Here is a 23,031-nt window from a genome sequence, read left to right on the forward strand (position 1 = left end):
ATGACTACCCCCGCCCGCCCTTCCCTGACCGACCGTCCCGATCTGTCCGTCTACTGGGACAACCACCTGCGCGATGCCTTTGAAGAAGCGGCCGCCAACATCTATCCGCCCATGGTGGAAGCCTCTCTGGCGCACGTCTGGATGCTCGACGACGAAGGAATTCTTCCGCGCGAACGTTCCGCCCGGCTCGAAAAGGGCCTGCTGGCCCTGTGGGAGCGGATCAGCGACGGCAGCCAGGAATACAGCTTCGACGGTTCCGTGGAGGATCCCTACTACTTCATGGAGCAGCAGCTCGCCGCTGCCTGCGGCATCTCCACCTCGGAGCTGGACGTCCAGCTGGCCCGCAGCCGCAACGACCTCGATGCCGGGGCGTTCCGGATGGTGCTCCGGCGCCAGATCCTCGACCAGGCGGATCTGGTCCTCCAGGCCGCAGCGGACGCCGCTGAACTGGCCCGCCGGCATTCCGACGCACTGATCATCGGCTTCACACACCGCCGCCCTGCCCAGCCCACCACCATCGGCCATGTTCTGGGGGGCCTGGCCGAAGCCCTGTTGAGCCAGGGACGGGAGCTGCTGGACATCTACGCCGAAATGAACGTCTCCCCGCTGGGGTCAGCGGCCTTCACCGGGTCCGATGTGCCGATCAACCCGCAGACGGTTGCTGACCTGTTGGGCTTCGATTCAACGTTCACCTCAAGCTATGAGGCGGTGGCCGGTGCGGAGCACTTTATGCGCCTGGCCGCCGCGCAGGCCCGGATTTGCGCCACCGGCGCGCGGTTCTCCCGCGTGCTGCTGGAATGGATGACCTTCGGCTGGGTCGCCACCCCGGATGCCTACACCCAGGGCTCCTCGATCATGCCGCAGAAGAAGAACCCGGTTGTCCTGGAGCACATGGTCTCCATGGCCGGTGCCGCCGCCGCGGACATGTCCGCCACCTACGCGAACATCAACTCCGGCTGGTACGAGGACTCCAACAACGCCACCACCGACGTGCAGAAGCACCTCTGGCGCGCCTCGGACCGGGTGATCCGGTTCGTGCGGATGCTGGACGGCTTGCTGGGTGAATTCACCGTACTGCGGCTGCCGGACAAGGCGGAGATCGTCCGATCAGGCGCCACCACCACCTCCGTGGCCGAGGCGCTGGCCGTCGCCGGTGTGCCCTGGCGCGGAGCGCACGACGTCGTGGGGCGGCTGTTCAAGTCTGCTGACCCTACAGCGTGGTCACGGGAGCAGGTGGAGCAGGCCCTCGCCGCGGGGAACATCAGCACGGACCTGACCGATCTGGTGCTCGCCGCCGGAACCGATCCGGCTCGCATCCTGGACCGCCCGCAGGCAGGCAGCCCCGGCATCAAAGCGGTCACCGCAACCGCCGACGGCGCAGCTGAAGCGGCCCGGATCCTGGCGGTCCGTGCCGCCGAGCTCCGCACCGGCATCGATGCCGCACGCGCTGCCCTGCTGGAACGCGCACGGGCCCTGGCGGCCGCGGCATGAGCGGTGCCCAGGCCACCATCACCGTTGTAGGAAACACCAACCTGGACATCATGGTTTCCGGTGCAGCGGCGCTGCCCGCCCCGGGAACCGAGGCCATCGTGCCGGGCATCGACATCCGTCTGGGCGGATCTGCCGGGAACCTGGCGGTACGCTGTGCCGGGCTCGGCCTGGGAACCATCCTGGTCAGCAAGGTCGGCGAAGACGCCTCGACCCGGCTGGTGGAACAGGAACTCGCCCTGCCCGGGCTGGAGGCGGTCCTCGTGCGGGACACCGGGCTGCCCAGCGGCATCACCGTTGCAGTTGAGGCTCCGGGACGGGACCGTGCCTTTCTCTCCTCGCTGGGTGCCATGGCGGAACTGACCCCGCAGGACGTTCCGGCTGCCGCTCTCCGCGCCGGCACCGTAGTGCTGGCCGGTTACTTCCTGCTGCCCAAGCTGCGCGGCGCCGCAGCACACGGGCTGTTCGCCGCAGCCCGTGCAAACGGCGCGCTCACCGTGCTGGACACCGGATGGCCCGCTGAAGACTGGACCGAAGACGTGCGGGAGGAAGTCCGCAGCGTACTCGGCTCCGTGGACCTGTTCCTGCCGAACAGCGACGAGCTCACCGGGCTCACCGGCAACCCGGATGCGCAGGCCGCCGCCCTGCAGCTCGCAGCGCAGACCTCAACCATGGTGGCCGCCAAACTTGGTGCCGGAGGCGCCGGGCTGGCCCTGCCGGACGGAACCTGGCTGCACACTGCCGCCCGCCCGGTAACACCGGTGGACAGCACCGGCGCCGGAGACGGGTTCAATGCCGCGTTCCTGGCCTGCCTCGCCCGCCGGGACTCACCCGCGCAGGCGCTGGCCGCCGCCGTCAGCTACGCCACTGACCTGGTGGCCACCGCGCCCGAACAGCGCGGCGCCGTCGTGCTGTCCGAACCCCAGCCTCTGTCCCTGTAGGAGGAACCCGTGCACGTCTCCCGAATCGGTAACCGCCCTGTGGTGCAGGGCATCTCCATCATCGATTTCCACCTGCATTTCCGGATGCCGTTCGACCCGCTGACCCGGTCCCTGTCCGGCGGCCAGTTCGCCTGCGAGGAATCCAGCGCTGCCGCCGCAGAACGCGCCGCGAAGGTGGCCGGCATGTCAGCCCAGTGGCGGCGCAGCTGGGACTTCGCTGACCCGGAAAACACAGAACAGGATGCCGGCTGGGAGGCGGAAGCTGACCGCTGGATCACCGAGCTGGACCAGCACCATATTGAGCACGCGGCATTCGTCACCGCCGGCGGAAACACGGAAATGGCTGCGCTGGTGGAGCATGGCGCCGGGCGTTTCCTCGGCCTGGCAGCCATGGCAGATCCCTTTGCGCCCGGAGCCGTGGATGACTTCCGGCGTGCGGTCCGGGACTCCGGGCTGCGCGGGCTTAAGCTCTTTGCCCCGCTGATGTCCTCCCGGATTGATGACCCCGCAGCGGATCCGCTCTGGCGGGTCGCCGCGGAATACCAGGTCCCTGTGCTCATCCACTTTGGCCACTGCGGTTCGGCCGGCGGCATAGCGCACAACGCCATGATCGAACCGGCCTGGCTGGAGGCCGTGGCCAAACGGCACCCGGACGTGACGTTTGTGATCCCGCATTTTGGGATCCAGCACGTTCAGCAGGTGCTGTTCCTGATGTGGGCCTGCCCCAACGTGCTGGTGGACACCTCCGGCTCTAACCAGTGGGTGCGGTTTATGGCCCAGAAACTGACGCTGGAGGACCTCTTCCGCCGGTTCTACGAAACGCATGGACCGGAACGGATAGTCTTTGGCACGGATTCGTCCTGGTTCCCCCGGGGCTATGCCCGGCGCTACCTGGTGGACCAGCTGCGGATCTGCTGGGAAATAGGCATGCCGGCCCCTGACGTGCAGAAAATCTTCGGCGCCAATGCCGCCGGCCTGCTGGGACTCTCCGACTGGGCGCCCGCGGATCCCGTGCTGGCCCGCTCGCTGTCCCTGGAAGGAGCCGGGGCATGAGCCTGCGGGTGCTGACTGCCGCGTCTGGCCGGGACCTGGGGATTGCCGCAGCAGATGCTGTCCTGGACCGCCTGGCTGCACGGCCGAATCCGGTGCTCGGCATTGCCACCGGCTCCTCGCCGCTGCCCCTCTACGAAGAACTGGCACGCCGGGCACGGGATCTGCCGCCGCTGCGCGGATTCGCGCTGGACGAATATCTCGGCCTGCCGCCGGGACATCCGGAGAGCTACCGCGAGGTGGTTCGGCGGGAAGTCATTGATCCGCTGGGCCTGGATCCTGCGGCTGTGTCTGTGCCGGATGGCGGCGCCCCTGATCCCGAGTCCGCCGCCGCAGAGTACGAGTCCCTGATCCGTGCCGCCGGCGGTATCGACGTCCAGATCCTTGGCATTGGCAGCAACGGTCACCTGGCCTTCAACGAGCCGGGGTCGGCACTGGATTCCCGCACGCGGGTAGTCGAGCTGGCAGCCAGCACCCGCGAGGCCAATGCCCGGTTCTTCCCCTCACTGGATGACGTGCCGACGCACGCGCTGACCCAGGGGCTGGGAACCATCCGGGAGGCACGTGCGCTGGTCCTCATCGCTTCCGGGGCAGCCAAGGCGGATGCCGTCGCCGCAGCCCTGACCGGTCCGGTGACACCGGATGTTCCGGCATCAGTCCTGCAGCTGCATCCGGACGTCACAGTGGTCCTCGCCGACGGCGCTGCATCCCGGCTTCCGGAAATCCAGTTAGCCGGAGGATCTTCCGCGGCGCGGTAGACGGCTAGATCGGGCTGATCGCCGGCATCTCCTGCAGCGACCACTGGTTGCCGTCCGGATCGCTGAAGTAGACGAACGTTCCCCACTCCAGCGGAGTCACATCGCTGGCCTGCACACCGCCGTCGAGCAGGTGCTGCCGCGCATCGGCAGCGCTGGGCACCACGATCTGGATCCGCTGGGAGCCGGGAACCATATCCGTGGTGCCGTCCCCGATCACCACGGAGCAGGCCGATCCCGGAGGCGTCAGCTGCACAAAACGGAGGGTTTCATCCACCCGGTGATCATGGTCGGCGGTGAAGCCCACCTGGTCGACGTAGAAATGCTTCGAGGCGTCAACATTGGACACCGGCACGGGCACGAGTTCTATTTTCCAGTCCATACGCAGGACCGTACGCCCGGCGGGAAGCCGGAAAAACACCCGGGCGGACAGCTTTGGTCCGCATTGCCCTGCGGTCCCCCGGCACAAACACGGCCCCGGTGGAATAAGCCTGCTTAGTATTGGGTTGTACCCCTACATGACTGAGCAGACTGAAAACACCCTGTCCGCGACCATCGACCTCAAGGACCTCGGCGTGGTCAAGCGCCTCGGCTTCGGGGCCATGCGCATTGTCGGCCCCGGTGTCTGGGGTGAGCCGGAAAGCCGCGGCACCGCCGTCGAGGTGGTGCGCCGCGCCGTCGAGCTCGGTGTGGACTTCATTGACACCGCAGACTCCTATGGCCCGAACATCAGCGAAGAGATCATCGCCGAAGCGCTCTACCCCTACCCGGACGGCGTCCGGATCGCCACCAAGGCCGGGTTTGTGCGCACCGGACCGGACGAGTGGATCCCGCTGGGCCGTCCCGAATACCTGCGCCAGCAGGCCGAGCTGAGCCTGCGCAAGCTCCGCGTGGATTCCCTGGACCTGTTCCAGCTGCACCGCATCGACCCCACCGTTGATGCCGCTGAGCAGTTCGGTGTCCTCAGTGAGCTGCAGAAGGAAGGCAAGGTCAAGGCACTGGGTCTGTCCCAGGTCAGCCTGGAGCAGCTGAAGGAAGCCGAGGAGTACTTCACCGTCTCCACCGTGCAGAACCGATACAACCTCACGGACCGTTCTTCCGAAGACGTGCTCGAGTACGCTACCGCCAACGGAATCGGCTTCATCCCGTGGGCTCCGATCTCCGCCGGGGAACTCGCCAAGCCCGGAGGCGTGCTGGACGAAGCAGCCAAAAAGCTCGGCGCCACCACTTCCCAGGTTGCCCTGGCATGGCTTCTGAAGCGTTCACCGGTCATGATGCCCATTCCGGGCACCGGCTCCGTCGCCCACCTCGAGGAAAACCTCGGTGCCCGGGACCTGGTGCTCGACGACGCGACGTTCGAAGCCATCGACGCCGCCGCCCGCTAGCCGCGCTCCCCGCTCTTTTCTCCGCATCTCCAATGGAAGGACCCTCCATGAACAACATCCTGATGGTTGTCTCCGCCGCCGATTCCCTCACCATGAAGGACGGCTCCGAACACCCCACCGGCTTCTGGGCCGAGGAACTGGTTGAAGCGCACCGCACGCTGGCCGAAGCCGGCCACCGCATCACCTTCGCCACCCCGGGCGCCAAGGCCCCGACTGTGGATGCGATCAGCCTGCAGCCGGACCAGGCCGGCGGTGAGGAAAAGGCCGCGCACCTGGCGTCCTACCTGGAGGAACTGCGTCCGGAACTGAACTCGCCGATGGCGCTGGCCGACGTCGCGCCCTTGGAATACGACGCCGTCGTGATCCCGGGCGGGCACGGCCCCATGGCGGACCTGGCCACCGACTGGGACATGGGCCGGATCCTCATCGCGGCAAACGACGCCGGCATGCTGATTGCACCGTTCTGCCACGGCCCGGCGGCACTGCTCAGCGCTGAGACTCCCGACGGCGGGTTCGCGTTCTCCGGACGGCGGCTCACGGTCTTCACCAACGAAGAGGAGCTGAACGGCGGCACCGGGGAGAACACGCCCTGGATGGTTGCTGACGCTCTGGCCGAAAAGGGTGCCATCGTGGACTCCGGCCCTGCCTGGGAAAGCTTCGTCGTGACGGACGGCAATCTCATCACCGGCCAGAACCCGCAGTCCAGCGTTGACGTGGCGCAGCAGGTTCTCGCCTCACTGCCCGACTGAATCTCTGGCCCAGCCAAATCTCTGGCAGAGTAAAGCCATGACTGTCCTGATTGCCGGCTGCGGCGACCTGGGCACGGAAGCCGGCCTGCGGTTCGCCGCGGCCGGCTTTCCCGTGCTCGGCTGGCGCCGTTCCCCCGAAAAGATCCCTGCTCCCCTCACCGGCCAGCGCGCCGACCTGACCGGGGAGCTGCCGGCCATTCCGGCCGGCACCGAGATTGTGGTGATCTCAACTGCCGCCCGGGAACGCACCGAAGCTGCCTACCGGGCCGCGTATGTGGACGGCACGGCGAACGTTCTGAACGCCTTGGAGCGCGACGGCGTGCGGCCGCGGCGGATCCTCTTTGTGTCCTCCACCGCTGTGTACGGGGACGCCGGCGGCGGATGGCTGGATGAGGACTCCCCTACAGCACCCGCGTCGGTGACCGGCGCCGTCATCCGCGAAGCCGAAGACCTGCTGCATTCCCGCCGCCCCGACGCGGTAGTCCTGCGGCTCGCGGGAATTTACGGGCCCGGACGCACGCGGCTGATCGACCAGGTCCGCTCCGGGGCAGCTGACCCCGGGCCGGGACAGCTGACCAACCGGATCCACCGGGACGATGCCGCCGCCGCGATTGTCCACCTGACTACGGCCACGGCCGACCCGGCGCCGCTGTACCTGGGCGTCGACGACGAACCCGTGGAACAGCGTGATGTGCTGTCCTTCCTGGCCGCCGAGCTGGGCACGGAGCTGGGCAGCGCACCGGCACCGGGCGAAGCCGGCCGGTCAACCCGGGGCGGCAACCGGCGCCTGTCCAACGCACGCCTGCGTTCCACCGGATTCACCTTCACCTACCCGAGCTTCCGGGAAGGCTACCGTGCGGTGCTGGCCGGTTCAGGCGTACGGCACGGCTAGGATCCTCAAGCTGGTTTAGCCCTTGGGAATGGGCGGGCCGAGGATGAGCAGGATCGTAAAGACAACCGCGACGCCGGCCACCGCCACCAGGGCAGCGGCAACGGGACGGCGCAGCACCATGGCCTGCACCTTGTCCACGAAGTTCTTGGGCTCCTCGCCGCCCGGGCTCAGCCGCCAGCCGCCGTCGAGCAGACCGCGCTTATCCAGCGACTTCTCGAACGGAATGGTGGCCCAGGGAACGACGGCGAGCGCAACGCCCAGCACACCGGTGGCAGCGGACCACTTCTGGTTCACCCACACGAAGACCGTCACCGCAGCGTAGGACAGGAACACAAAGCCGTGCAGTCCGCCGGCAATCGGCGTGAAAGCTTCGTTGCCGAACGCATACTTGCCCACCAGGGCCGCGATCAGCAGGGTCCACGTCACGGCCTCAGCGAAGGCCAGGGTGGTGAACAGTTTGCGGGGAGTCATGGAGCAGGGCCGCCTTCCGAAGGGGGTTTGCCAACATTATGTCAGCATGGCCCTGCCAGCCCTAATTCCGTGGGCCTCCCTACCGGTAGAGCTCCGGCCGGATGTCCTGTGCATAGGTGTTGATCCGCCGGGCGCGCTGGACCTCATCCGGATGGATGTCCGTCAGCAGCAGTTCTTCCCCGCCGGCTGCGGCAGCGAGCACGGTGCCGTACGGCGAAGCAATAACGCTGTGACCGGTGAAACCCGGGCCGGCGTAGTTTGCGTACGCAATATAGACCCCGTTCTCCAGTGCCCGGGCAGGCACCAGGAGGGTTGAGATCCGTTCGGCATTGTAGGTGTGCAGGGGCTGCGGTCCGCCGACGTCCCCGGTGGCAGGAACCGCCGTCGGAATGCACAGCAGGTCTGCCCCGCCGCGCACCGCGGCCCGGGCATACTCGGGGAACTCAATGTCATAGCGGATGCCCAGGGCTACCCGCAGTCCGCGGAAGAAAGCGGTGCGGGGCACTCCGGCGCCGGGAGTGTAAATGCGGTGTTCCTCGTCGCCGGACAGGTGGGCCTTGCGGTAGCGCAGCCGCTCCGCGCCGGTCTCATCAAAAAGCGAGGCAGCGATGAAGCGGGTGCCGGCGTCGTCCTCCACTGTTGAGGCGACGACGCCGATGCCTTCCTCGTCCGCAATGGCAGCGATCCGCTTCCGCAGCCCGGCGCCGTCGGACTCCGCCGCGAGGGCCGGAGCGTAACCGGTGGCGAAGAGCTCGGGGGTAACCAGCAGGTCTGCTCCGGCTTCTGCCGCGCGGAGGGCTGCCCTCCGGATCACTGCCAGGTTCTCTTCCGCGGCACCCATCCGGGATGCAGCCTGAAGCACCGCTGTGCGGGCCATTTCCGCTCCCCTCCGGTACTACGCCGGTGCCGCGGGGTAGGAGAGCGGTTCGGTGATCCACTCCAGGTCCGCCCACCGGTCCATCCGCTGCACAATCTCAAAGCTAGTGCGGCACATGTCCACAACCGCCTGTTCCGGGTCCGGATAGGAGAAGGCATCCTCCAGGGTAAGGATGAACTCACTCATCTGTGGCCGGAACTCCGCACGGTCCGGTTTCAGCATGGAGGCATAGCTCTCGATGCCGGAGAAGAACGGATACGGCATGCCAAAGAAGGCAGGCTTGGACATCTTCACATCCCCGGGCCAGAACCCGTACTCCACAAACTTCTCATCGAAGCAGTTCACGCCGATCACGTCGGTGCCGCTGTACGGGGCGGCCTGCCCGGCGAACACCGTTCCGGAGAGGTCCATGGTTCCGAACCAGAACTCGGGCATATCCACCTTGCCGCGGAAGGGCGCCAGGAAACGGGACAGGCTGCGGTAGGCGAAGTGCAGGTTCTCCAGGTACAGCTCCACGGCGTGCCGGTCCCACGAATGGTGCTTGGTGTCCTCATCGAACGGTGTCTCGTCATAGAACTCCTGCGGCGTGGTGTTGATCGCCGTCGGCATCCCGATGTAGTCCAGCGCGGCCATCAGCTGGGAATGGAAGCCTGCCACACTCAGGCCGTCGCCGAGGGGAATCCTGGATTTGCCGCCGTCGGTGTTCTGGACGTCCACGTGGTGCTGGCGCAGGTTGAAGTAGATCTCGAAGCTGGATCCGTTGCCAGGGATGATTCCGGTGCCGATCCCGTCAATCGTCAGCGGCATGCGCACATGGCCCCACTCAGGTTGCTTGTAGCTGCGCTCGATCTTGACCTTGCCGGCCATCTGGAGGAAGAGGTGCAGGGTGTCTGCCGTGTCCTGCCAATCGGTGTAGTCCAGGATCCGTTTTTCCATGGGTATCGCCTCAGCTCGGTGGCGGTCAACGGGGTTCACTCAGCGGGGCGGGATGTTCCTCCAGTGTGAAACTCCGCTCCGCACCGGTCAACGCTTCCCGCCCCATTCCCGCGAAAGGCCAGTTACGGCTCGTTTGAGGGCTGAAACAAGCCGTAACTGGCCTTTCGGCGGGACTATACTGGCCGAGGCCCACCGTCTTCATAATCCTGCTTAGGAGCCCCTCCCCGGTGTCCAAAACCTCCCCCGCACGCACCTCCTCCCGGTCCCGCAGCCTGAAGTACATCCTGATGCTGGGCGCCCTTGCGGCGCTGCCGGCAGTGACCACCGATATGTACCTCCCGGCCCTTCCGGAGGTCGCCTCGGACCTGGCCACCACGACGACGGCAGCCCAGTTCACGCTCTCCGGCACCCTCCTGGGCACCGCCGTGGGCCAGCTGGTCATCGGCCCGCTGTCCGACCGGTTCGGCCGAAGGCTGCCGCTGCTGATCGGCATCTCAATGCACGTGGTGACCTCGCTGCTGTGCGCGATCGCCCCGAACATCGGCCTGCTCATTGGCCTGCGCATTATGCAGGGCTTCTTCAACGCGGCCGCCTCCGTGGTTGCGATCGCCGTGATCCGGGACCGGTTCACCGGTTCCGACGCCGCGCGGCTGCTTTCGCGGCTGATGCTGATGATCGGTCTGGCGCCGCTGCTGGCGCCCACTCTGGGGCAGGCAGTTGCCGGGATCTGGGCCTGGCGGGCGGTCTTCTACGCCCTGGCGCTGATCGGGGTGATCCTGGTGGTCATCGTCTGGCGCTGGATGCCTGAAACCCTGCCGCCGGAACGGCGCCTTACAAAGGCGAAGAAGGGCACCCCGAAGTCCGGGAAGCCCGGCGGCTACCGGATCCTGCTGCGCGACCGCCGCTTCCTCGCGTTCGCCGTCATCCCGGGCCTGTCCATGGGCATCATCATGAGCTACGTGGTCGGGTCCCCGTTCGTGATGCAGGAGGAGTACGGCCTCTCCCCCGCAACCTTCGCGCTGATCTTCGCCGTCAACGGCGTCGCCATGGTGGTCTCCTCGCAGGTGAATGCCTCCCTGCTGAACCGTTTCCCCTCCGCGGGCATCCTTCGCATCGCAGCTCCGGTGCTGCTGGTGCTGGCTGTGATCCTGCCGATCATCATCGCCACCGGATTCGGCGGCGTCATCGGACTGGTGGCCGGTCTCTGGGTGGTGCTGGGCATGCTGGGCTTCATCTTCTCCAACGCCACGTCCCTGGCGCTGGACGGCTACGGCCACATGGCCGGAACGGCGGCTGCACTGCTGGGCTGCCTGCAGGTGGGACTGGCCGGGCTGATCAGCCCGCTGGTCGGGGTCTTCGGCGGGACGGCACTCTCAATGGCCGGAGTGATCATCGGCTGCGCCGTGCTCATCAACGTGGTCCTGGCTACGACGCCTGCCTACCGCCGCAGCGGACGCAGGCTCGGCACCGCTGCCCAGCCTGACGGCGTCGGCACGGCAGACCAGGCCTAAGCGGGATTCGACCCTAAACGCTCCCGGACGGCGGCTCGGCAGTGCTCTGCCGGATGACCAGGGACGTGGAGAGGTCCAGGCGCGTGTTCTTGGGCTGTTCACCGTCCCGCAGCATCAGCACCATGCGCGTGGCTTCCTCGGCCATTTCGATCAGCGGCTGATGCACGGTGGTCAGGGCGGGCGAGGACCAGCGGGCCACCTGAAGGTCGTCATAGCCCACCACCGAAAGCTCCTCGGGCACGGTGATGCCCAGCTGCCGGGCGGCGTCGAGCACCCCCAAAGCCTGCAGGTCGCTGCCCGCAAAGATGGCGGTGGGCCTCTCCGGCTGGGCGAGCAGGTCCAGCGCATGGTCCCGCCCGCCGTCGACGTGGAAGTTGCCGTACCGCACCAGCTCCGCGTCGAACACCAGCCCGGCCGTGTTCAGCGCCGAACGGTAGCCGTCGATCCGCGCCAGCGAGCACATCAGATCCCCTGGCCCGGTGATGGCGGCGATCCTGCGGTGCCCCAGATCGATGAGGTGGCGGGTGGCCATCATCCCGCCCGCCCAGTTGGCCGAGCCCACCGAAGGCACATCCGGTGCCGGGTCCCCCGCGGGATCAATGATCACAAACGGTATGCCGCGGGATTCGAGCAGGCGGCGGGAATCCTGTGCCAGATCCGCGAAGACCAGTACGACGCCGGCAGGTCGCCGTGCGATCACACCCTCCACCCACTCGGGGCCGGGTGAATGCCGGGTGCCGCTTTCGGTGAGCACCACGCTCAGCCCGTGTTCGCGCGCAACGTTTTCAACGCCGCGGATGATCTCCAGCGCCCAGGCGCTTTCAAGCTCGTGGAACACCAGTTCCAGCAGTCCGGACTTGGTGCTGCGGCTGGCCCGGCGCTGATAGCCATGTCCGTCCAGCAGTGCCTCAACTTTCGTCCGGGTTTTTCGCGAAACGTCCGACCGTCCGTTGAGAACTTTCGAAATGGTGGACAGCGAGACCTCGGCCTCCGCCGCCAGTTCCGCGAGGGTAATGCGCCCAGCCGCAGGCGTTTGTGCCATGAGTTTCTCCTCCGTGCGAAAGTCCCCGGCGCGAAGACGCAGCGAAAAAGTGTTGCGCATCACATCCCTGCATCCTAAGCTAGCCGCATTCCAGAACTTTCGGCAAGTATTTCGAAACTTTCGGAACATTCTTCCCGGGAGACCTTCCAGTGAGGAGCAGTTCAATGAGGAACAACCGCAGCTGGCTGAAACCAGCTACCGCAGCCGCGGGCGCGCTGGCACTCGGCATGTCGATGGCCGCCTGTTCGAACAGCGGTGAATCCGCTGCCAGCAACCGGCCAGAAAATGAAGTCCACGTCCTGGTCTACGGCGACGCCGGCAACGACGTCGAACGGGCCATGGTGGACAAGTTCAACGAAACCTCGGACGTCAAAGTTGTCCTGGACACCATCCCCGGGGCCGACTACCAGCAGAAGCTGCAAACCGTCATCGACACGGATTCAGCACCTGATGTGTTCTTCAACTGGGGCGGCGGATCCATTACTGACTACGTGGACGCCGGGCTGCTGATGCCGCTGGATGACTTCATCGAGGAAGAACCGCAGCTGAAGGACGCTTTCCTGCCTTCGGTCTTCGACACCGCTGTGGTGGATGACCAGGCCTACGGCATTCCCATGCGCGGCACCCAGCCGGTGATGCTCTTCAGCAACGAAGAGGTCCTGGCCAGTGCCGGCGTCGACGGCGCTCCGGAAACGTGGGACGAGCTGCTGGACGCGGTGGAGAAGCTCAAAGCGGCCGGGGTCACCCCGATCGCCCTCGGCGGCGCCGATGAATGGCCCACCCTGATGTGGGTCGAATACGTCTATGACCGCGTCGCCGGACCTGAACTCTTCGAAAGCGCCCTGGCCGGAAACACCGAGGTCTGGGACTCCGAGGAAAGCCGCGAGGCCCTGGGCATGCTGCGTGAGCTGGTGGATGCCGGCGCCTTCGGCACCAACTTCCAGTCCGTGAAGTTCACCGACGGCGGCTCCGCATCCCTGCTGTCCAGCGGTCAGGCAGGCTTTGAGCTGATGGGCTCCTGGGCTTATTCAACACACCAGGACGCTGCACCCGAGTTCGTTGAGTCCGGCTCCCTGGGCTACAGCGAGTTCCCGACCATCGACGGCGGCAAGGGCGATCCGAAGAACCTGGTCGGCAACACCAACAACTTCTACTCCGTCCTGGCGAACACTCGGTACCCGGACACCGTCCGCGACTTCCTGAAGCTGATGTACTCGGACGAGTTCGTCCAGGAGCAGGTGGCAATCGGCAACCTGCCCACCACCACCAACACGGAGCAGTTCCTGGACCAGTCCGCGGATCCCGACTACGCCCGGTTCCAGTACGGACTGGTGGAGCAGGCCCCGGCCTTCCAGCTCTCCTGGGACCAGGCCTACCCGCCCTCGGCAACCCCGGCCATCCACGGAGCGATGTCCGACTTCTTCAGCGGACGGATCGACGAAGACGGCTTCATCTCCGCCATGCAGGGACTGTAGGAACTTCGTCTCATGACTGCCCTGCTTCCTCCGAAGCCGCCGGCGCTGCCGGACGGATCCGAACGGGTCCGTCCGGCAGCGTCCGGCCGCTCGGCCCGCACACCCCGTCCGGGACTGGCCTGGACTCTTCCGGCCACGGTGTTTTTCCTGCTCTTCGCCGTGGTTCCCCTGATCGCCGTCGTGGTGCTGTCCTTCACCAGCTGGCGCGGCATCGGCGACCCGAAGTTTGTTGGGATGGAAAACTGGCAGGAGCTCGCCGGGGATCCGGTGATGCTCAAGAGCCTCTGGCTGAGCCTGCTCTTCATCGTGCTCGGGGTGGCCACCCAGACTCCGGTGAGCATGCTGCTGGGCGTCTGGGCGGCCGGGCCGCAGCGGAACCGTGCCGTCCTGAGTGCGATCTACTTCGTGCCCCTGCTGCTCTCGTCAGCCGCCATCTCGGTCCTGTGGCGCGCCCTGCTGGACCCCAACTTCGGCGTGCCGTCCCAGTTCCGCTGGCTCTTTGGCGACGGCAACCTCTTCGGCCACCAGGCCACCGCGATCGGCGTCATCATTTTCGTGAGCATGTGGCAGTTCACGCCGTTCCACACGCTGATCTACCAGGGTGCCGCCCGGGCGATTCCGCAGGTGCTCTACCAGGCGGCGGAGGTCGACGGCGCGGGGCGGGCACGCACGTTCTTCAGCATCACCCTGCCGCAGCTGCGCAACTCCATCATCACGTCCGTGATCCTGATGGTCGTGGGCGGGCTGACCACCTTTGAAACGGTGCTGATCCTGACCAACGGCGGACCGGGCACGGACACCACCATCACGGCCTTCTACATGTTCGAGCAGGCCTTCCGCCGGTTCGACTTTGGCATTGGCGCCGCCGTCGCCCTCGTCCTGGTGGTTGTGGCCACCACCATCTCGCTGATCATGGTCAAGGTCTCCGGCTACGACAAGATGCGCAGCACCATGGAAGGAGTCTAGATGCGCACGCGCCCCAACTACATTGCGGGAGCCGCCGCCGTCGTCTGGCTCCTGATCGTTGCCCTGCCGCTGTACGTGATGATTGCCGCCAGCGTGCAGACGCGCAGCGATTTCAGCGCCGGCGGACCGCTCTCCTTCCCCACCAGCTTCACGCTGGAGAACTACGTGGGAGTGTTCGAGAGCGGGTTTGGCCTCTACTTCCTGAACACCGTGATTGTCACCGGCGGAGTGGTCGGAATTGTCCTGCTGGTGGTGCCGCCGCTGGCCTACGCCATTGTGCGCAGCCAGTCCCGCACCACCACCCTGGTGTTCCGGTTCTTCCTGCTGGGCCTGGCCATTCCGGTCCAGGCCGTCATTGTTCCCATGTTCTACCTGATCAATACGGTGGGGCTCTATGACACCCTGCTGGGCATCATCCTGCCCACCGCCGCGTTCGCCCTGCCAATCTGCACACTGATCCTCTCCGGAACCATGCGGGACATCACCCCCGAGCTGTATGAGGCGATGGCCGTGGACGGCGCCGGAACCTGGCGGACATTCGTGCGGCTGGTGCTGCCGCTGTCCAAGCCGGGGATCTCAACGATCGCCGTCTTCGCCGCCCTGCAGGGCTGGAACGGTTTCCTGCTGCCGCTGATCCTGACCCAGTCGGAGTCAACCCGGGTCATCACCCTTGGCCTCTTCAACTTCCAGACCCAGTACGGAATCAACGTCCCCGGCATCCTCGCCGCCGTGATGCTCTCCATGATTCCTGTGCTGCTGGTGTACCTCTTTGCGCGCCGCGCACTAGTCCAGGGCCTTATGGGCGCTGGCGGAAAGTGACCCATGTCCAACACCACCACCAAGCGCGTCCCCTGGCGGGATGCCTCCCTCTCCCCCGCCGAACGCGCGGATGCCCTGCTGTCCCAAATGACACTTGAAGAAAAGACCGCCCAGCTGATCGGCGTGTGGGTCGGTGCCTCCGCCGACGGCGCCGAGGTAGCTCCGCACCAGCACGAAATGAACGAGCCCCCGGACCTCGAGGCGCTGCTGCCCGCCGGACTGGGCCAGCTCACCCGCCCCTTCGGTACCAAACCGGTCGACGCCGGTGCCGGCGCCCTGTCCCTGATGCGCACCCAGGAGCGGATCGCCGCGTCCAACCGGTTCGGCATTCCGGCGATGGCACACGAGGAGTGCCTGGCCGGGTTCGCGGCCTGGGGCGCGACGGCGTACCCGGTTCCGCTGGCCTGGGGCGCCACGTTCAACCCGGACCTCGTCCGACAAATGGCCGGAGCCATCGGCGATGACCTGCGCCGGGTGGGCATCCACCAGGGACTGGCCCCCGTGCTGGACGTGGTGCGCGATGCCCGCTGGGGCCGGGTGGAAGAGACCATCGGCGAGGACCCGTACCTGGTGGGCACCATTGCCACGGCCTACATCCAGGGCCTGGAACAGGCCGGGGTCGTCGCCACCCTCAAGCACTTCGCCGGCTACTCGGCCTCCCGCGCCGGCCGGAACCTCGCACCGGTTTCAATGGGCCCGCGGGAATTCGCCGACGTCGTCCTGCCGCCGTTCGAAATGGCGGTGCGGGAGTCCGGCGTGCGCTCCGTGATGCACGCCTACACGGATACCGACGGCGTTCCCTCCGCGGCAGACCACTCGCTGCTGACCGGGCTGCTGCGGGACACCTGGGGATTCGCCGGGACCGTGGTGGCTGACTACTTCGGCATTGGGTTCCTGCAGGACCTGCACGGTGTGGCGGCAAACCGCGGCGAAGCCGCGGCGGCTGCCCTGGCCGCCGGGGTGGATGTTGAGCTGCCGACCGTGGATGCCTACGGGGAGCACTTGCTGGAAGAACTGAAAGCCGGCCGGGTTGACCCGGCGCTGGTGGATGCCGCGGCACGGCGGGTCCTGCTGCAGAAGATCGGGCTCGGCCTGCTGGATGAGGACTGGAGCCCGGTTCCCCAGGCGCTGGCTGCCGGGGCCTCGGACCTCGAAGCGGTCCAGTCCACGGTGGACCTGGATTCCCCCGGAAACCGGAAGCTGGCCCGTGAGCTGGCCGAGGAGTCCGTTGTCCTGCTCAGCAACAACGGCATCCTGCCGCTGCAGGCGCCGGCGCGCATCGCCGTCGTTGGTCCCAACGCCGAGAACCCGATGGCGTTCCTTGGCTGCTATTCATTCCCCGCCCACGTCGGCTCGCAGTTCCCGGAGATCGCCGCGGGGATCGACCTGCCCACCGTCGCGGCGTCGCTGCGGGACCTGTTCCCGGACGGCAGCATCGAGTACGTTCCCGGCTGCGGAATCGATGATCCGGATGTGTCCGGGATCGGTGCCGCCGTGGCCGCGGCGCGGGAGGCCGACGTCGTTATTGCCGCTCTCGGAGACCGTGCCGGGCTCTTTGGCCGGGGCACCAGCGGCGAGGGATGCGACGTCGAGTCCCTGGTGCTGCCGGGCGTGCAGCAGCAGCTGCTGGATGCCCTGCTGGACACCGGCACACCGGTGGTGGCCGTGCTGCTGACCGGGCGCCCGTATGCCCTGGGTGCCGCTGCATCCCGGTCCGCCGCCGTTGTCCAGTCGTTCTTTCCCGGGGAGGAAGGCGGGCCCGCCGTCGCGCGGGTGCTTAGCGGTGCGGTCAATCCTTCCGGCAGGCTGCCGGTCAGTGTTCCGGCCACGCCCGGAGGCCAGCCCGCCGGCTATCTGGCCGCGCCCCTGGCCGGGCCAACGGATGTCTCCAGCATCGATCCGACGCCGGCCTTCGGGTTTGGCCACGGGCTCAGTTACACCCGGTTCGAGTGGGACTCACTGTCCGTGGACAGCACTGAAATCAGCACCGCCGGCGAGGCCGCTGCCGCGCTGACCGTGACTAATACGGGAGAGCGCGACGGCGTGGAAGTGGTTCAGCTGTACCTGCACGATCCAGTGGCGTCGGTGGTGCGGCCCGTGCAGCGCCTGGTTGGCTATGCCCGGGTGCCGCTGCGCGCCGGGGAATCCGCGCGCGTTCGGTTCACCGTGCCGGCGGACCTTGCCTCTTTCACCGCGGTGGACGGGCAGCGGAGGGTGGAGCCTGGAGAACTGGAACTGCGCTTCGGGGCATCCAGTACCGACATCCGGCTGAGCACCGGAGTTACGCTCACCGGACCGGTACGCTCGGTGGATCACACCCGGCGGCTGCACTGTGCGGTTCACGTGGACGCTGTGTAGTTCACGTGAACGCAGTGGAAACAGGGCCGGTGGACGTCACGGCCCCGTAGGAGGAATTTACGTGTACATGGATATGCCCGCTGACCAGCTGACCACGTATCTGGGAAGCCAAAGCGATCCCGCGGCGTTCGACGAATTCTGGGCACAGACCCTGGCCGAGGCTCAGGCCCATCCGCTGGGCCTGAGCCTGGAGCCAGTCGAGACGGTGCTGTCCACGGTGGACGTTTGGGACGTGACCTTCAACGGCTATGCCGGCGAACCCATCCGCGCCTGGCTGCGGGTGCCGTCCGGAGCATCCGGTCCGTTGCCCGGCGTGGTTCAGTTTGTGGGCTACGGCGGAGGCCGCGGCGACGCGCACGAAAACCTCTTCTGGGCCTCCTGCGGTTTCGCGCACCTGGAGATGGACACCCGCGGGCAGGGAGCGGGCTGGAGCACCGGCGTCACCCCTGATGCCGCCGGCAGTGCCGGACCCCAGGGACAAGGCGTGATGACCCGCGGCGTCACCGATCCCCAGACGTACTATTACCGGCGGCTGACCACGGATGCCGTCCGGGCTGTCCAGGCGTTGAGGTCATCGGACAGGGTGAATCCCGCCCGCTGCGCAGCTGTGGGGATGAGTCAGGGCGGCGGACTGGCAGTGGCCGCTGCGGCGCTGTCCCCGGAGCTGGCAGCCATCGTGGCGAAAGTGCCCTTCCTGTCCGACATTCCCCGGGCACTGCAGGTGACGGATGCGTACCCGTTCCGGGAGCTGGTGGACTATCTGGCGATCCACCGCACGCGGGTGCAGCAGGTGCACCAGACACTGCAGTATTTTGATTCGATCAACTTCGCCAAGCGGGCCAAGGTTCCGGCCCTGTTTTCGGTGGGCCTGATGGATGAGATCACGCCGCCGTCCACCGTTTATGCGGCGTACAACAACTATTCCGGGCCCAAGGAACTGCAGGTCTGGCCCTTCAACGGGCACGAGGCCGGCGGAATAGAGGACGACGTGGCTGCCGCGGCGTTCCTGCGCCGGGTTCTTGCCGGCGGCTCAACCGCCGGCAGTGCTGATCCGGCAGACTGAGCAACGGTCTGCCGGGCTCAGCCGATCACCACGGACGCTGCCACAGCGGCAGCCAGGACAGCCGCATAGCCGGTGACCGTCGCCGGACCCGGTCCCCTGGTTTTGCTCACATGGACGTTCGCCGGTGTTCCGGACTCCGGATGGACACGCCGTCCTGGCAGCTCCGGCCAGCGGATAACCAGACCTGCGGCAGCAATCCCCAGCGCGGCAACGGAGAATACCCACAACCAGACCGTCACGGACGAGAACTCAATCATCAGCCGGCAAACCACCACCACGAACCCGACCTCCAGCAGGGCTGCGAGATAGGCGCTGCGGGACTTCTCCGGCAAAGAAGGCGTCCAGGCTGAGTAGGCTGCCCAGCCACAGTAGACCACCAGGCCTGCCGGGATCACCCACGCGATCGCCGCGGCCATCACTTGGCACCTGCCGTGAGGAGCTCAAACACTGCTTCTTCGTGTCCGGCCGAGACGTTGGAGAGCATCACGACTGCGGTGCCGGCCTCCCGGTCAAGTGCCACCATGGACCAGAACCCGCCGGTCTGTCCGTTGTGCCAGGTGATATCCCGGCCTCCATGTTCTTCGGTGATCCAGGCCAGTCCGTACCGGCCACCGCTTCCGTCGTCCCACTGCGGTTCCAGCGCCGCGGCGCCCGGGGCAGTTCCGTCCAGCTGCGCCCGTGCGTAAAGCACCAGGTCAGCGGCGGTGGACCGGATTCCGCCTGCCGGCGCCGTGCCGTTCGCCGTCCAGGCTCGTTCCGGACGGCCGGCGGCGCTTCGCCCGGTGGGGGCGGCATCGGGCAGGTTTTCTGCAGTGACCGGCGCGAAGGTTTCCGCCAGTGCCAGCGGGCTCAGCACCCGCTCGTCCAGGAGTTCTTCCCAGCTCGCGCCGGCTGCCCTGGCCAGCAGCTGGCCGAGGAAGGCGTAGCCCAGATTCGAGTAGGTGGCCGTTCCGTGGCCGTCCAGGCGGGAGGCCTGAGCCTGCTCCAGAACCTGTTCCGGCGAGGCGGTATACGGATCCCGGTTCAGCAGCTGTCCGGCCAGGAGGGAGGGCAGGGCATCGAGTCCTGTTGCCAGCCGCGGCAGGCCGGAACGGTGGCTGGCCAGTTCGGCCAGGGTCACGGTGCCGATTTCGGCGTCGGGATCGAGCAGCTCCTCCCCCAGGATGTCCGCGACGGTGGTTTCCAACGTGACTTCCCCGCGGGAGACGGCGTCGGCCAGCAGCGAGGCGGTGAAGGTCTTGCTGACGGAACCGATCTCATATTCCGTATGTTCATCCGCCCCGAAGCCGGCGTACCGCACGTCGTCGCCGTCGATCCAGGCAACACTGACCTGATCCGCCGGAGCGGTGAGCAGCGGACGCACCCGCTCAGCCAGGGCAGCATCTCCGGTGACACTGCCGGACAGCTTGGGCGGCCACGGCGCTGCAGCCAGGCCAAAGACCAGAATAACGACGGCGGCGGCACCTCCCGCCAGCATCCGTGGTGTCAGCTTTCGTGTGTGCGTGACAGCTTCGGGCATCAGTTGCCTCCTGCAGCGGCGGTAAGGATAGCCAGCAGCGGAATGACCCGGGCAGCGGGCACCCGGTAGCGGGAGCGGGCATGGGCAGCCAGCCACCCCTGGGCGCTGAGCTGGTTCACGTGGTGGTAGATCTGCCCGGCGGTGCCGGCGCCCAGTTCCTCCGCGAGCGCCGCGACGGTTTCAGTTCCGCCCAGGACTGCGCGCAGGATCGAGAGCCGAACCGGGTTGCCCAGGGCGGCGAGGGACTCAGCGAGGGGCGCCCAATCGACGTCGAGCAGGTGTTCTGTCTCCAGGCCGTACTGGTACTCGTACCGCTCACCGGTGGGCGTGCTCGCGGTTCCGGCAAACAGGACGGCTCCGGGGTCCGGATAGCGGTCCCGGATGCCGTTCAGTGCCCAGAAGATGTCATCTGTCTCCGGGCGGCCCGCCGGTGGCGCAGCCGTGAGCCGTTCCTCCAGAGCGGCAACTCGTTCCTCGAGTGCCTGCAGACGGTCATCGTGCGAACTCATGCGTCAAGAATTACGTAATTCCTGAAATGAGTCAAGGATTACTGAATAGGTTCCTTGAGTTCGACAAAGAACACATGGGTTTCCGTCTCGCCGGTGTTCTCACCGACGTGCTCCTGGGCGGGCAGCCACTGGACGGTGCCTGCAGGCAGCTCGACCTCGCGCTGCTGATCACCGGAGGTGAGCCTGCGGTGGAAAGAGCTGGCGGTGATCATCACACTGTCCGGATGCCGGTGCACAACGGTCCGGTGTCCGGGAGTGTCCCGGTACTCGAGGACACGCACTCGGTTGTTCTCAAAGACCACGGAATAGTTGTCCGGGTTGGACTGGACTGGATCCTGCGTCATACCCCGAAGACTAGGCCTGCCTGCGGGCATCCTGAAGTGGTCCCGCTAACCAGCCCGGTTCACTTCAGCCGGAGTCAGTTCCGCAGCCGCCGCAGTGCCCGCACCCCGGCGAAAACCGCTCCCCCGGCAATGACCCAGGGCGCGCCAACAACAATGGGGTCGATCCAGGCGTGGTTCACGTCCGCCCGGCGCCGGCCTGCCCGTGAGGCGAACCCACCGCGGCGGAACTCGCTGAGGATTCCGGTTTCGGTGACGGGGTTATCCGGATGCAGGGTTACCAGGGATGTCACATGCGCGCCGAATGCATCCACCCGGTCCGCTGCGAGGAGGATCAGCCAGTGCGCGGCACGTGCCTCGCTGTAGCGGCGGTAGGCGAGGCGCCGCATCGCTCCGGATAGGCCCTTGAGCGGGACGGCGGTGCCGAAGACCGGGGTCAGCCGCTCATGCTCGATCGACCGTTCCCGCGGATAGGTTTCTTCCTGCTGCTCAGGGAAATCCCAGTGCGCGCCCGTGCGCCCGGGATCGAACTGCAGCTTGGGAACGGACGGGCGGTCCAGCGGATTCAGGTCCGCGCCCCAGCCGGGGATGCGAGCCCGCAGTTCCTCGGCGGTGAGGACGGTGACGGGGTTCCGGGCGGTGTAGGGCATGGAGATCTCCTTCGCAGGTTCAATTTGCGCTGGGCACAATGACGGGCTTGATGCAGTCATCCAGCTTGGAAGAGAAGATGTGGTAGCCCTCTGCGATGTGCTCCAGCGGAATGCGGTGGGTGATGATGTCACTTGGCGTGAGGTAGCCGTTGCGGATGTGCTCGAACAACCGGGGCCACTGCCGCTTCATGGGGCACTGGTTCATGTTCAGCGTCAGGCCCTTATTCATGGCGTCGCCGAATTTCACGGCGTTGAAGATGGGACCGTAGGCACCCATGACCGAGACGGTCCCGCCCTTACGGACGGAATCAATGGCCCAGTTCAGGGCAACCGCGGAACCACCCTGAAGCTTGAGCTTGGTGCCCGTGACGTGCTGGAGGAAGTTCCCGTCCGCTTCGGCACCCACGGCATCGATCGCCACGTCCGCGCCAAGGTAGCCGGTGTCCTTTTTCATCTGGACCACAATGTCCTCGTACTGCGTGAAGTTGTAGGTCTCGGCGTGGGCGAAGTCCGGCGCCTTGTCCAGCCGGTAGTCCAGGTGATCGATCACCAGGACCCGTCCGGCACCCATCAGCCACGCAGACTTGGCCGCGTACAGCCCCACAGGCCCGGCGCCGAACACCACCACAGTGTCGCGTTCCCTGATGTCCCCCAGCTGCGCGCCGAAATAACCGGTGGCCAGCGCATCGGTACACATCAGCGCGTCTTCCTCCGACATCCAGTCCGGAATCAGGGAGGGTCCGACGTCGGCGAACGGCACCCGCACGTACTCCGCCTGGCCGCCGTCATAGCCGCCAGCGATGTGGGAGTAGCCGTACAGGGCGCCAACAGCCGTGGCGTTCGGGTTCACGTTGTGGCAGTTGGAGTACAGCCCGCGGACGCAGAACCAGCAGGAGCCGCAGTAGATGTTGGCCGGGACCATCACGCGGTCCCCCGGCTTGAGGTTCTGCACTGAGGAGCCCACTTCCTCGACGACGCCGATGAACTCGTGTCCGAAGGTGGTTCCGACCCGGGTGTCCGGCATCAGCCCGTGGTAGAGGTGCAGGTCGGAGCCGCAGATCGCGGCAAGTGTCACTCGAATAATGGCGTCATTGGGGTGCTCAATGCGCGGCATGTCTTTTTCTTCAACCCGCACCTTGTACGGGCCGCGGTACACCATTGCTTCCACTGGTCCTCCTCGTCGGCGAGCAGATAGTAAGCAACCTTCACATACCGGTTTCCGGGCGGTCAACCG

Annotated in this window: 24 protein-coding genes; 13 read left to right on the forward strand and 11 right to left on the reverse strand. The window is 66.5% G+C overall.

The window, feature by feature from the left end; translation table 11 throughout:
* From ACWGQ2_RS01940 to ACWGQ2_RS01955, 4 genes are read left to right on the forward strand one after another with little or no spacing between them, the layout of a single operon-like run.
* Complete coding sequence (locus ACWGQ2_RS01940; protein ID WP_452013783.1) at positions 1-1,491, forward strand: lyase family protein; 1,491 nt, start codon at positions 1-3, stop codon at positions 1,489-1,491.
* Positions 1,488-2,429: a carbohydrate kinase family protein gene (locus tag ACWGQ2_RS01945; RefSeq protein ID WP_452013785.1), complete on the forward strand. Its 942-nt coding sequence runs from the start codon at positions 1,488-1,490 to the stop codon at positions 2,427-2,429. The genes ACWGQ2_RS01940 and ACWGQ2_RS01945 overlap by 4 nt, the downstream gene beginning before the upstream one ends.
* A gap of 9 nt (positions 2,430-2,438) precedes the next feature.
* Positions 2,439-3,482: an amidohydrolase family protein gene (locus tag ACWGQ2_RS01950; RefSeq protein ID WP_452013787.1), complete on the forward strand. Its 1,044-nt coding sequence runs from the start codon at positions 2,439-2,441 to the stop codon at positions 3,480-3,482.
* A 2-nt stretch (positions 3,483-3,484) separates the two neighbouring features.
* On the forward strand, positions 3,485-4,237 hold the full coding sequence (locus tag ACWGQ2_RS01955) for a glucosamine-6-phosphate deaminase (RefSeq protein WP_452014486.1): 753 nt from the start codon (positions 3,485-3,487) through the stop codon (positions 4,235-4,237).
* Positions 4,238-4,241: 4 nt separating this feature from the next.
* Here ACWGQ2_RS01955 and ACWGQ2_RS01960 read toward each other — a convergent pair whose 3' ends face one another.
* Positions 4,242-4,616, reverse strand: a complete 375-nt coding sequence (locus ACWGQ2_RS01960; protein ID WP_452013789.1) for a VOC family protein — start codon at positions 4,614-4,616, stop codon at positions 4,242-4,244.
* 136 nt (positions 4,617-4,752) lie between these two features.
* Here ACWGQ2_RS01960 and ACWGQ2_RS01965 point away from each other — a divergent pair, with 136 nt between their 5' ends.
* Genes ACWGQ2_RS01965 through ACWGQ2_RS01975 form a run of 3 tightly spaced genes read left to right on the forward strand, consistent with a single transcriptional unit; the run spans position 4,753 to position 7,260 of the window.
* On the forward strand, positions 4,753-5,619 hold the full coding sequence (locus ACWGQ2_RS01965; protein WP_452013791.1) for an aldo/keto reductase: 867 nt from the start codon (positions 4,753-4,755) through the stop codon (positions 5,617-5,619).
* A 47-nt stretch (positions 5,620-5,666) separates the two neighbouring features.
* On the forward strand, positions 5,667-6,368 hold the full coding sequence (locus ACWGQ2_RS01970; protein WP_452013793.1) for a type 1 glutamine amidotransferase domain-containing protein: 702 nt from the start codon (positions 5,667-5,669) through the stop codon (positions 6,366-6,368).
* A 37-nt stretch (positions 6,369-6,405) separates the two neighbouring features.
* On the forward strand, positions 6,406-7,260 hold the full coding sequence (locus ACWGQ2_RS01975) for an SDR family oxidoreductase (RefSeq protein ID WP_452013795.1): 855 nt from the start codon (positions 6,406-6,408) through the stop codon (positions 7,258-7,260).
* Between the two features lie 15 nt (positions 7,261-7,275).
* Here the strand turns inward: ACWGQ2_RS01975 and ACWGQ2_RS01980 are convergent, their stop codons facing one another.
* The 3 genes from ACWGQ2_RS01980 to ACWGQ2_RS01990 form a co-directional block, all read right to left on the reverse strand.
* Positions 7,276-7,731 (reverse strand): DUF3817 domain-containing protein, encoded by a 456-nt coding sequence (locus ACWGQ2_RS01980; RefSeq protein ID WP_452013797.1) that lies wholly within the window; start codon positions 7,729-7,731, stop codon positions 7,276-7,278.
* A 79-nt stretch (positions 7,732-7,810) separates the two neighbouring features.
* Positions 7,811-8,608, reverse strand: a complete 798-nt coding sequence (locus tag ACWGQ2_RS01985; protein ID WP_452013799.1) for a nitrilase-related carbon-nitrogen hydrolase — start codon at positions 8,606-8,608, stop codon at positions 7,811-7,813.
* Positions 8,609-8,626: 18 nt separating this feature from the next.
* The gene (locus ACWGQ2_RS01990) at positions 8,627-9,544 is read right to left on the reverse strand and encodes a DUF5996 family protein (RefSeq protein WP_452013801.1); all 918 of its coding nucleotides are present in this window, start codon (positions 9,542-9,544) and stop codon (positions 8,627-8,629) included.
* Between the two features lie 227 nt (positions 9,545-9,771).
* Here ACWGQ2_RS01990 and ACWGQ2_RS01995 point away from each other — a divergent pair, with 227 nt between their 5' ends.
* A complete protein-coding gene (locus ACWGQ2_RS01995; protein WP_452013803.1) occupies positions 9,772-11,055 on the forward strand; it encodes a multidrug effflux MFS transporter in 1,284 nt (427 codons plus the stop codon).
* Positions 11,056-11,068: 13 nt separating this feature from the next.
* On the opposite strand, the gene ACWGQ2_RS02000 is transcribed toward ACWGQ2_RS01995, so the two are convergent.
* Positions 11,069-12,097, reverse strand: a complete 1,029-nt coding sequence (locus ACWGQ2_RS02000) for a LacI family DNA-binding transcriptional regulator (RefSeq protein WP_452013805.1) — start codon at positions 12,095-12,097, stop codon at positions 11,069-11,071.
* Positions 12,098-12,261: 164 nt separating this feature from the next.
* On the opposite strand from ACWGQ2_RS02000, the gene ACWGQ2_RS02005 reads away from it, so the two are divergent.
* From ACWGQ2_RS02005 to ACWGQ2_RS02025, 5 genes are all read left to right on the forward strand, one after another.
* The gene (locus ACWGQ2_RS02005) at positions 12,262-13,572 is read left to right on the forward strand and encodes an ABC transporter substrate-binding protein (protein WP_452013807.1); all 1,311 of its coding nucleotides are present in this window, start codon (positions 12,262-12,264) and stop codon (positions 13,570-13,572) included.
* 12 nt (positions 13,573-13,584) lie between these two features.
* Positions 13,585-14,538 carry a carbohydrate ABC transporter permease gene (locus ACWGQ2_RS02010; RefSeq protein ID WP_452013809.1) on the forward strand — a complete coding sequence of 318 codons (954 nt, stop codon included), beginning with the start codon at positions 13,585-13,587 and terminating at the stop codon, positions 14,536-14,538.
* Positions 14,539-15,357, forward strand: a complete 819-nt coding sequence (locus tag ACWGQ2_RS02015) for a carbohydrate ABC transporter permease (RefSeq protein ID WP_452013811.1) — start codon at positions 14,539-14,541, stop codon at positions 15,355-15,357.
* 3 nt (positions 15,358-15,360) lie between these two features.
* Positions 15,361-17,715, forward strand: a complete 2,355-nt coding sequence (locus tag ACWGQ2_RS02020) for a beta-xylosidase/alpha-l-arabinosidase (protein WP_452013813.1) — start codon at positions 15,361-15,363, stop codon at positions 17,713-17,715.
* Positions 17,716-17,782: 67 nt separating this feature from the next.
* A complete protein-coding gene (locus ACWGQ2_RS02025; protein WP_452013815.1) occupies positions 17,783-18,778 on the forward strand; it encodes an acetylxylan esterase in 996 nt (331 codons plus the stop codon).
* 17 nt (positions 18,779-18,795) lie between these two features.
* Here ACWGQ2_RS02025 and ACWGQ2_RS02030 read toward each other — a convergent pair whose 3' ends face one another.
* The 6 genes from ACWGQ2_RS02030 to ACWGQ2_RS02055 all read right to left on the reverse strand — a co-directional run bounded on the left by ACWGQ2_RS02030 (position 18,796) and on the right by ACWGQ2_RS02055 (position 22,965).
* A complete protein-coding gene (locus tag ACWGQ2_RS02030; RefSeq protein WP_452013817.1) occupies positions 18,796-19,194 on the reverse strand; it encodes a hypothetical protein in 399 nt (132 codons plus the stop codon).
* Positions 19,194-20,297 carry a serine hydrolase domain-containing protein gene (locus tag ACWGQ2_RS02035; protein WP_452013819.1) on the reverse strand — a complete coding sequence of 368 codons (1,104 nt, stop codon included), beginning with the start codon at positions 20,295-20,297 and terminating at the stop codon, positions 19,194-19,196. The genes ACWGQ2_RS02030 and ACWGQ2_RS02035 overlap by 1 nt, the downstream gene beginning before the upstream one ends.
* The gene (locus ACWGQ2_RS02040; RefSeq protein WP_452013821.1) at positions 20,297-20,806 is read right to left on the reverse strand and encodes an ArsR/SmtB family transcription factor; all 510 of its coding nucleotides are present in this window, start codon (positions 20,804-20,806) and stop codon (positions 20,297-20,299) included. Before ACWGQ2_RS02040 ends, ACWGQ2_RS02035 begins: the two co-directional genes overlap by 1 nt.
* 38 nt (positions 20,807-20,844) lie before the next feature.
* Positions 20,845-21,150: a cytoplasmic protein gene (locus ACWGQ2_RS02045; RefSeq protein ID WP_452013823.1), complete on the reverse strand. Its 306-nt coding sequence runs from the start codon at positions 21,148-21,150 to the stop codon at positions 20,845-20,847.
* A gap of 74 nt (positions 21,151-21,224) precedes the next feature.
* Positions 21,225-21,797 (reverse strand): hypothetical protein, encoded by a 573-nt coding sequence (locus tag ACWGQ2_RS02050; protein WP_452013825.1) that lies wholly within the window; start codon positions 21,795-21,797, stop codon positions 21,225-21,227.
* Between the two features lie 19 nt (positions 21,798-21,816).
* Positions 21,817-22,965, reverse strand: a complete 1,149-nt coding sequence (locus tag ACWGQ2_RS02055; protein WP_452013827.1) for a zinc-dependent alcohol dehydrogenase — start codon at positions 22,963-22,965, stop codon at positions 21,817-21,819.
* Between the last annotated feature and the right edge of the window lie 66 nt (positions 22,966-23,031).

Source organism: Arthrobacter sp. NPDC055585 (assembly GCF_053619115.1).

What these genes read in the sequence shown, in the direction of transcription:
- ACWGQ2_RS01940 (WP_452013783.1), top strand. Translation starts at nt 1, where the DNA reads ATGACTACCCCCGCCCGCCCTTCCCTGACCGACCGTCCCGATCTGTCC.
- ACWGQ2_RS01945 (WP_452013785.1), top strand. Translation starts at nt 1,488, where the DNA reads ATGAGCGGTGCCCAGGCCACCATCACCGTTGTAGGAAACACCAACCTG.
- ACWGQ2_RS01960 (WP_452013789.1), bottom strand. Translation starts at nt 4,616, where the DNA reads ATGGACTGGAAAATAGAACTCGTGCCCGTGCCGGTGTCCAATGTTGAC.
- ACWGQ2_RS01965 (WP_452013791.1), top strand. Translation starts at nt 4,753, where the DNA reads ATGACTGAGCAGACTGAAAACACCCTGTCCGCGACCATCGACCTCAAG.
- ACWGQ2_RS01970 (WP_452013793.1), top strand. Translation starts at nt 5,667, where the DNA reads ATGAACAACATCCTGATGGTTGTCTCCGCCGCCGATTCCCTCACCATG.
- ACWGQ2_RS01975 (WP_452013795.1), top strand. Translation starts at nt 6,406, where the DNA reads ATGACTGTCCTGATTGCCGGCTGCGGCGACCTGGGCACGGAAGCCGGC.
- ACWGQ2_RS01980 (WP_452013797.1), bottom strand. Translation starts at nt 7,731, where the DNA reads ATGACTCCCCGCAAACTGTTCACCACCCTGGCCTTCGCTGAGGCCGTG.
- ACWGQ2_RS01985 (WP_452013799.1), bottom strand. Translation starts at nt 8,608, where the DNA reads ATGGCCCGCACAGCGGTGCTTCAGGCTGCATCCCGGATGGGTGCCGCG.
- ACWGQ2_RS01990 (WP_452013801.1), bottom strand. Translation starts at nt 9,544, where the DNA reads ATGGAAAAACGGATCCTGGACTACACCGATTGGCAGGACACGGCAGAC.
- ACWGQ2_RS02000 (WP_452013805.1), bottom strand. Translation starts at nt 12,097, where the DNA reads ATGGCACAAACGCCTGCGGCTGGGCGCATTACCCTCGCGGAACTGGCG.
- ACWGQ2_RS02005 (WP_452013807.1), top strand. Translation starts at nt 12,262, where the DNA reads ATGAGGAACAACCGCAGCTGGCTGAAACCAGCTACCGCAGCCGCGGGC.
- ACWGQ2_RS02010 (WP_452013809.1), top strand. Translation starts at nt 13,585, where the DNA reads ATGACTGCCCTGCTTCCTCCGAAGCCGCCGGCGCTGCCGGACGGATCC.
- ACWGQ2_RS02015 (WP_452013811.1), top strand. Translation starts at nt 14,539, where the DNA reads ATGCGCACGCGCCCCAACTACATTGCGGGAGCCGCCGCCGTCGTCTGG.
- ACWGQ2_RS02020 (WP_452013813.1), top strand. Translation starts at nt 15,361, where the DNA reads ATGTCCAACACCACCACCAAGCGCGTCCCCTGGCGGGATGCCTCCCTC.
- ACWGQ2_RS02025 (WP_452013815.1), top strand. Translation starts at nt 17,783, where the DNA reads ATGGATATGCCCGCTGACCAGCTGACCACGTATCTGGGAAGCCAAAGC.
- ACWGQ2_RS02030 (WP_452013817.1), bottom strand. Translation starts at nt 19,194, where the DNA reads ATGGCCGCGGCGATCGCGTGGGTGATCCCGGCAGGCCTGGTGGTCTAC.
- ACWGQ2_RS02035 (WP_452013819.1), bottom strand. Translation starts at nt 20,297, where the DNA reads ATGCCCGAAGCTGTCACGCACACACGAAAGCTGACACCACGGATGCTG.
- ACWGQ2_RS02040 (WP_452013821.1), bottom strand. Translation starts at nt 20,806, where the DNA reads ATGAGTTCGCACGATGACCGTCTGCAGGCACTCGAGGAACGAGTTGCC.
- ACWGQ2_RS02045 (WP_452013823.1), bottom strand. Translation starts at nt 21,150, where the DNA reads ATGACGCAGGATCCAGTCCAGTCCAACCCGGACAACTATTCCGTGGTC.
- ACWGQ2_RS02050 (WP_452013825.1), bottom strand. Translation starts at nt 21,797, where the DNA reads ATGCCCTACACCGCCCGGAACCCCGTCACCGTCCTCACCGCCGAGGAA.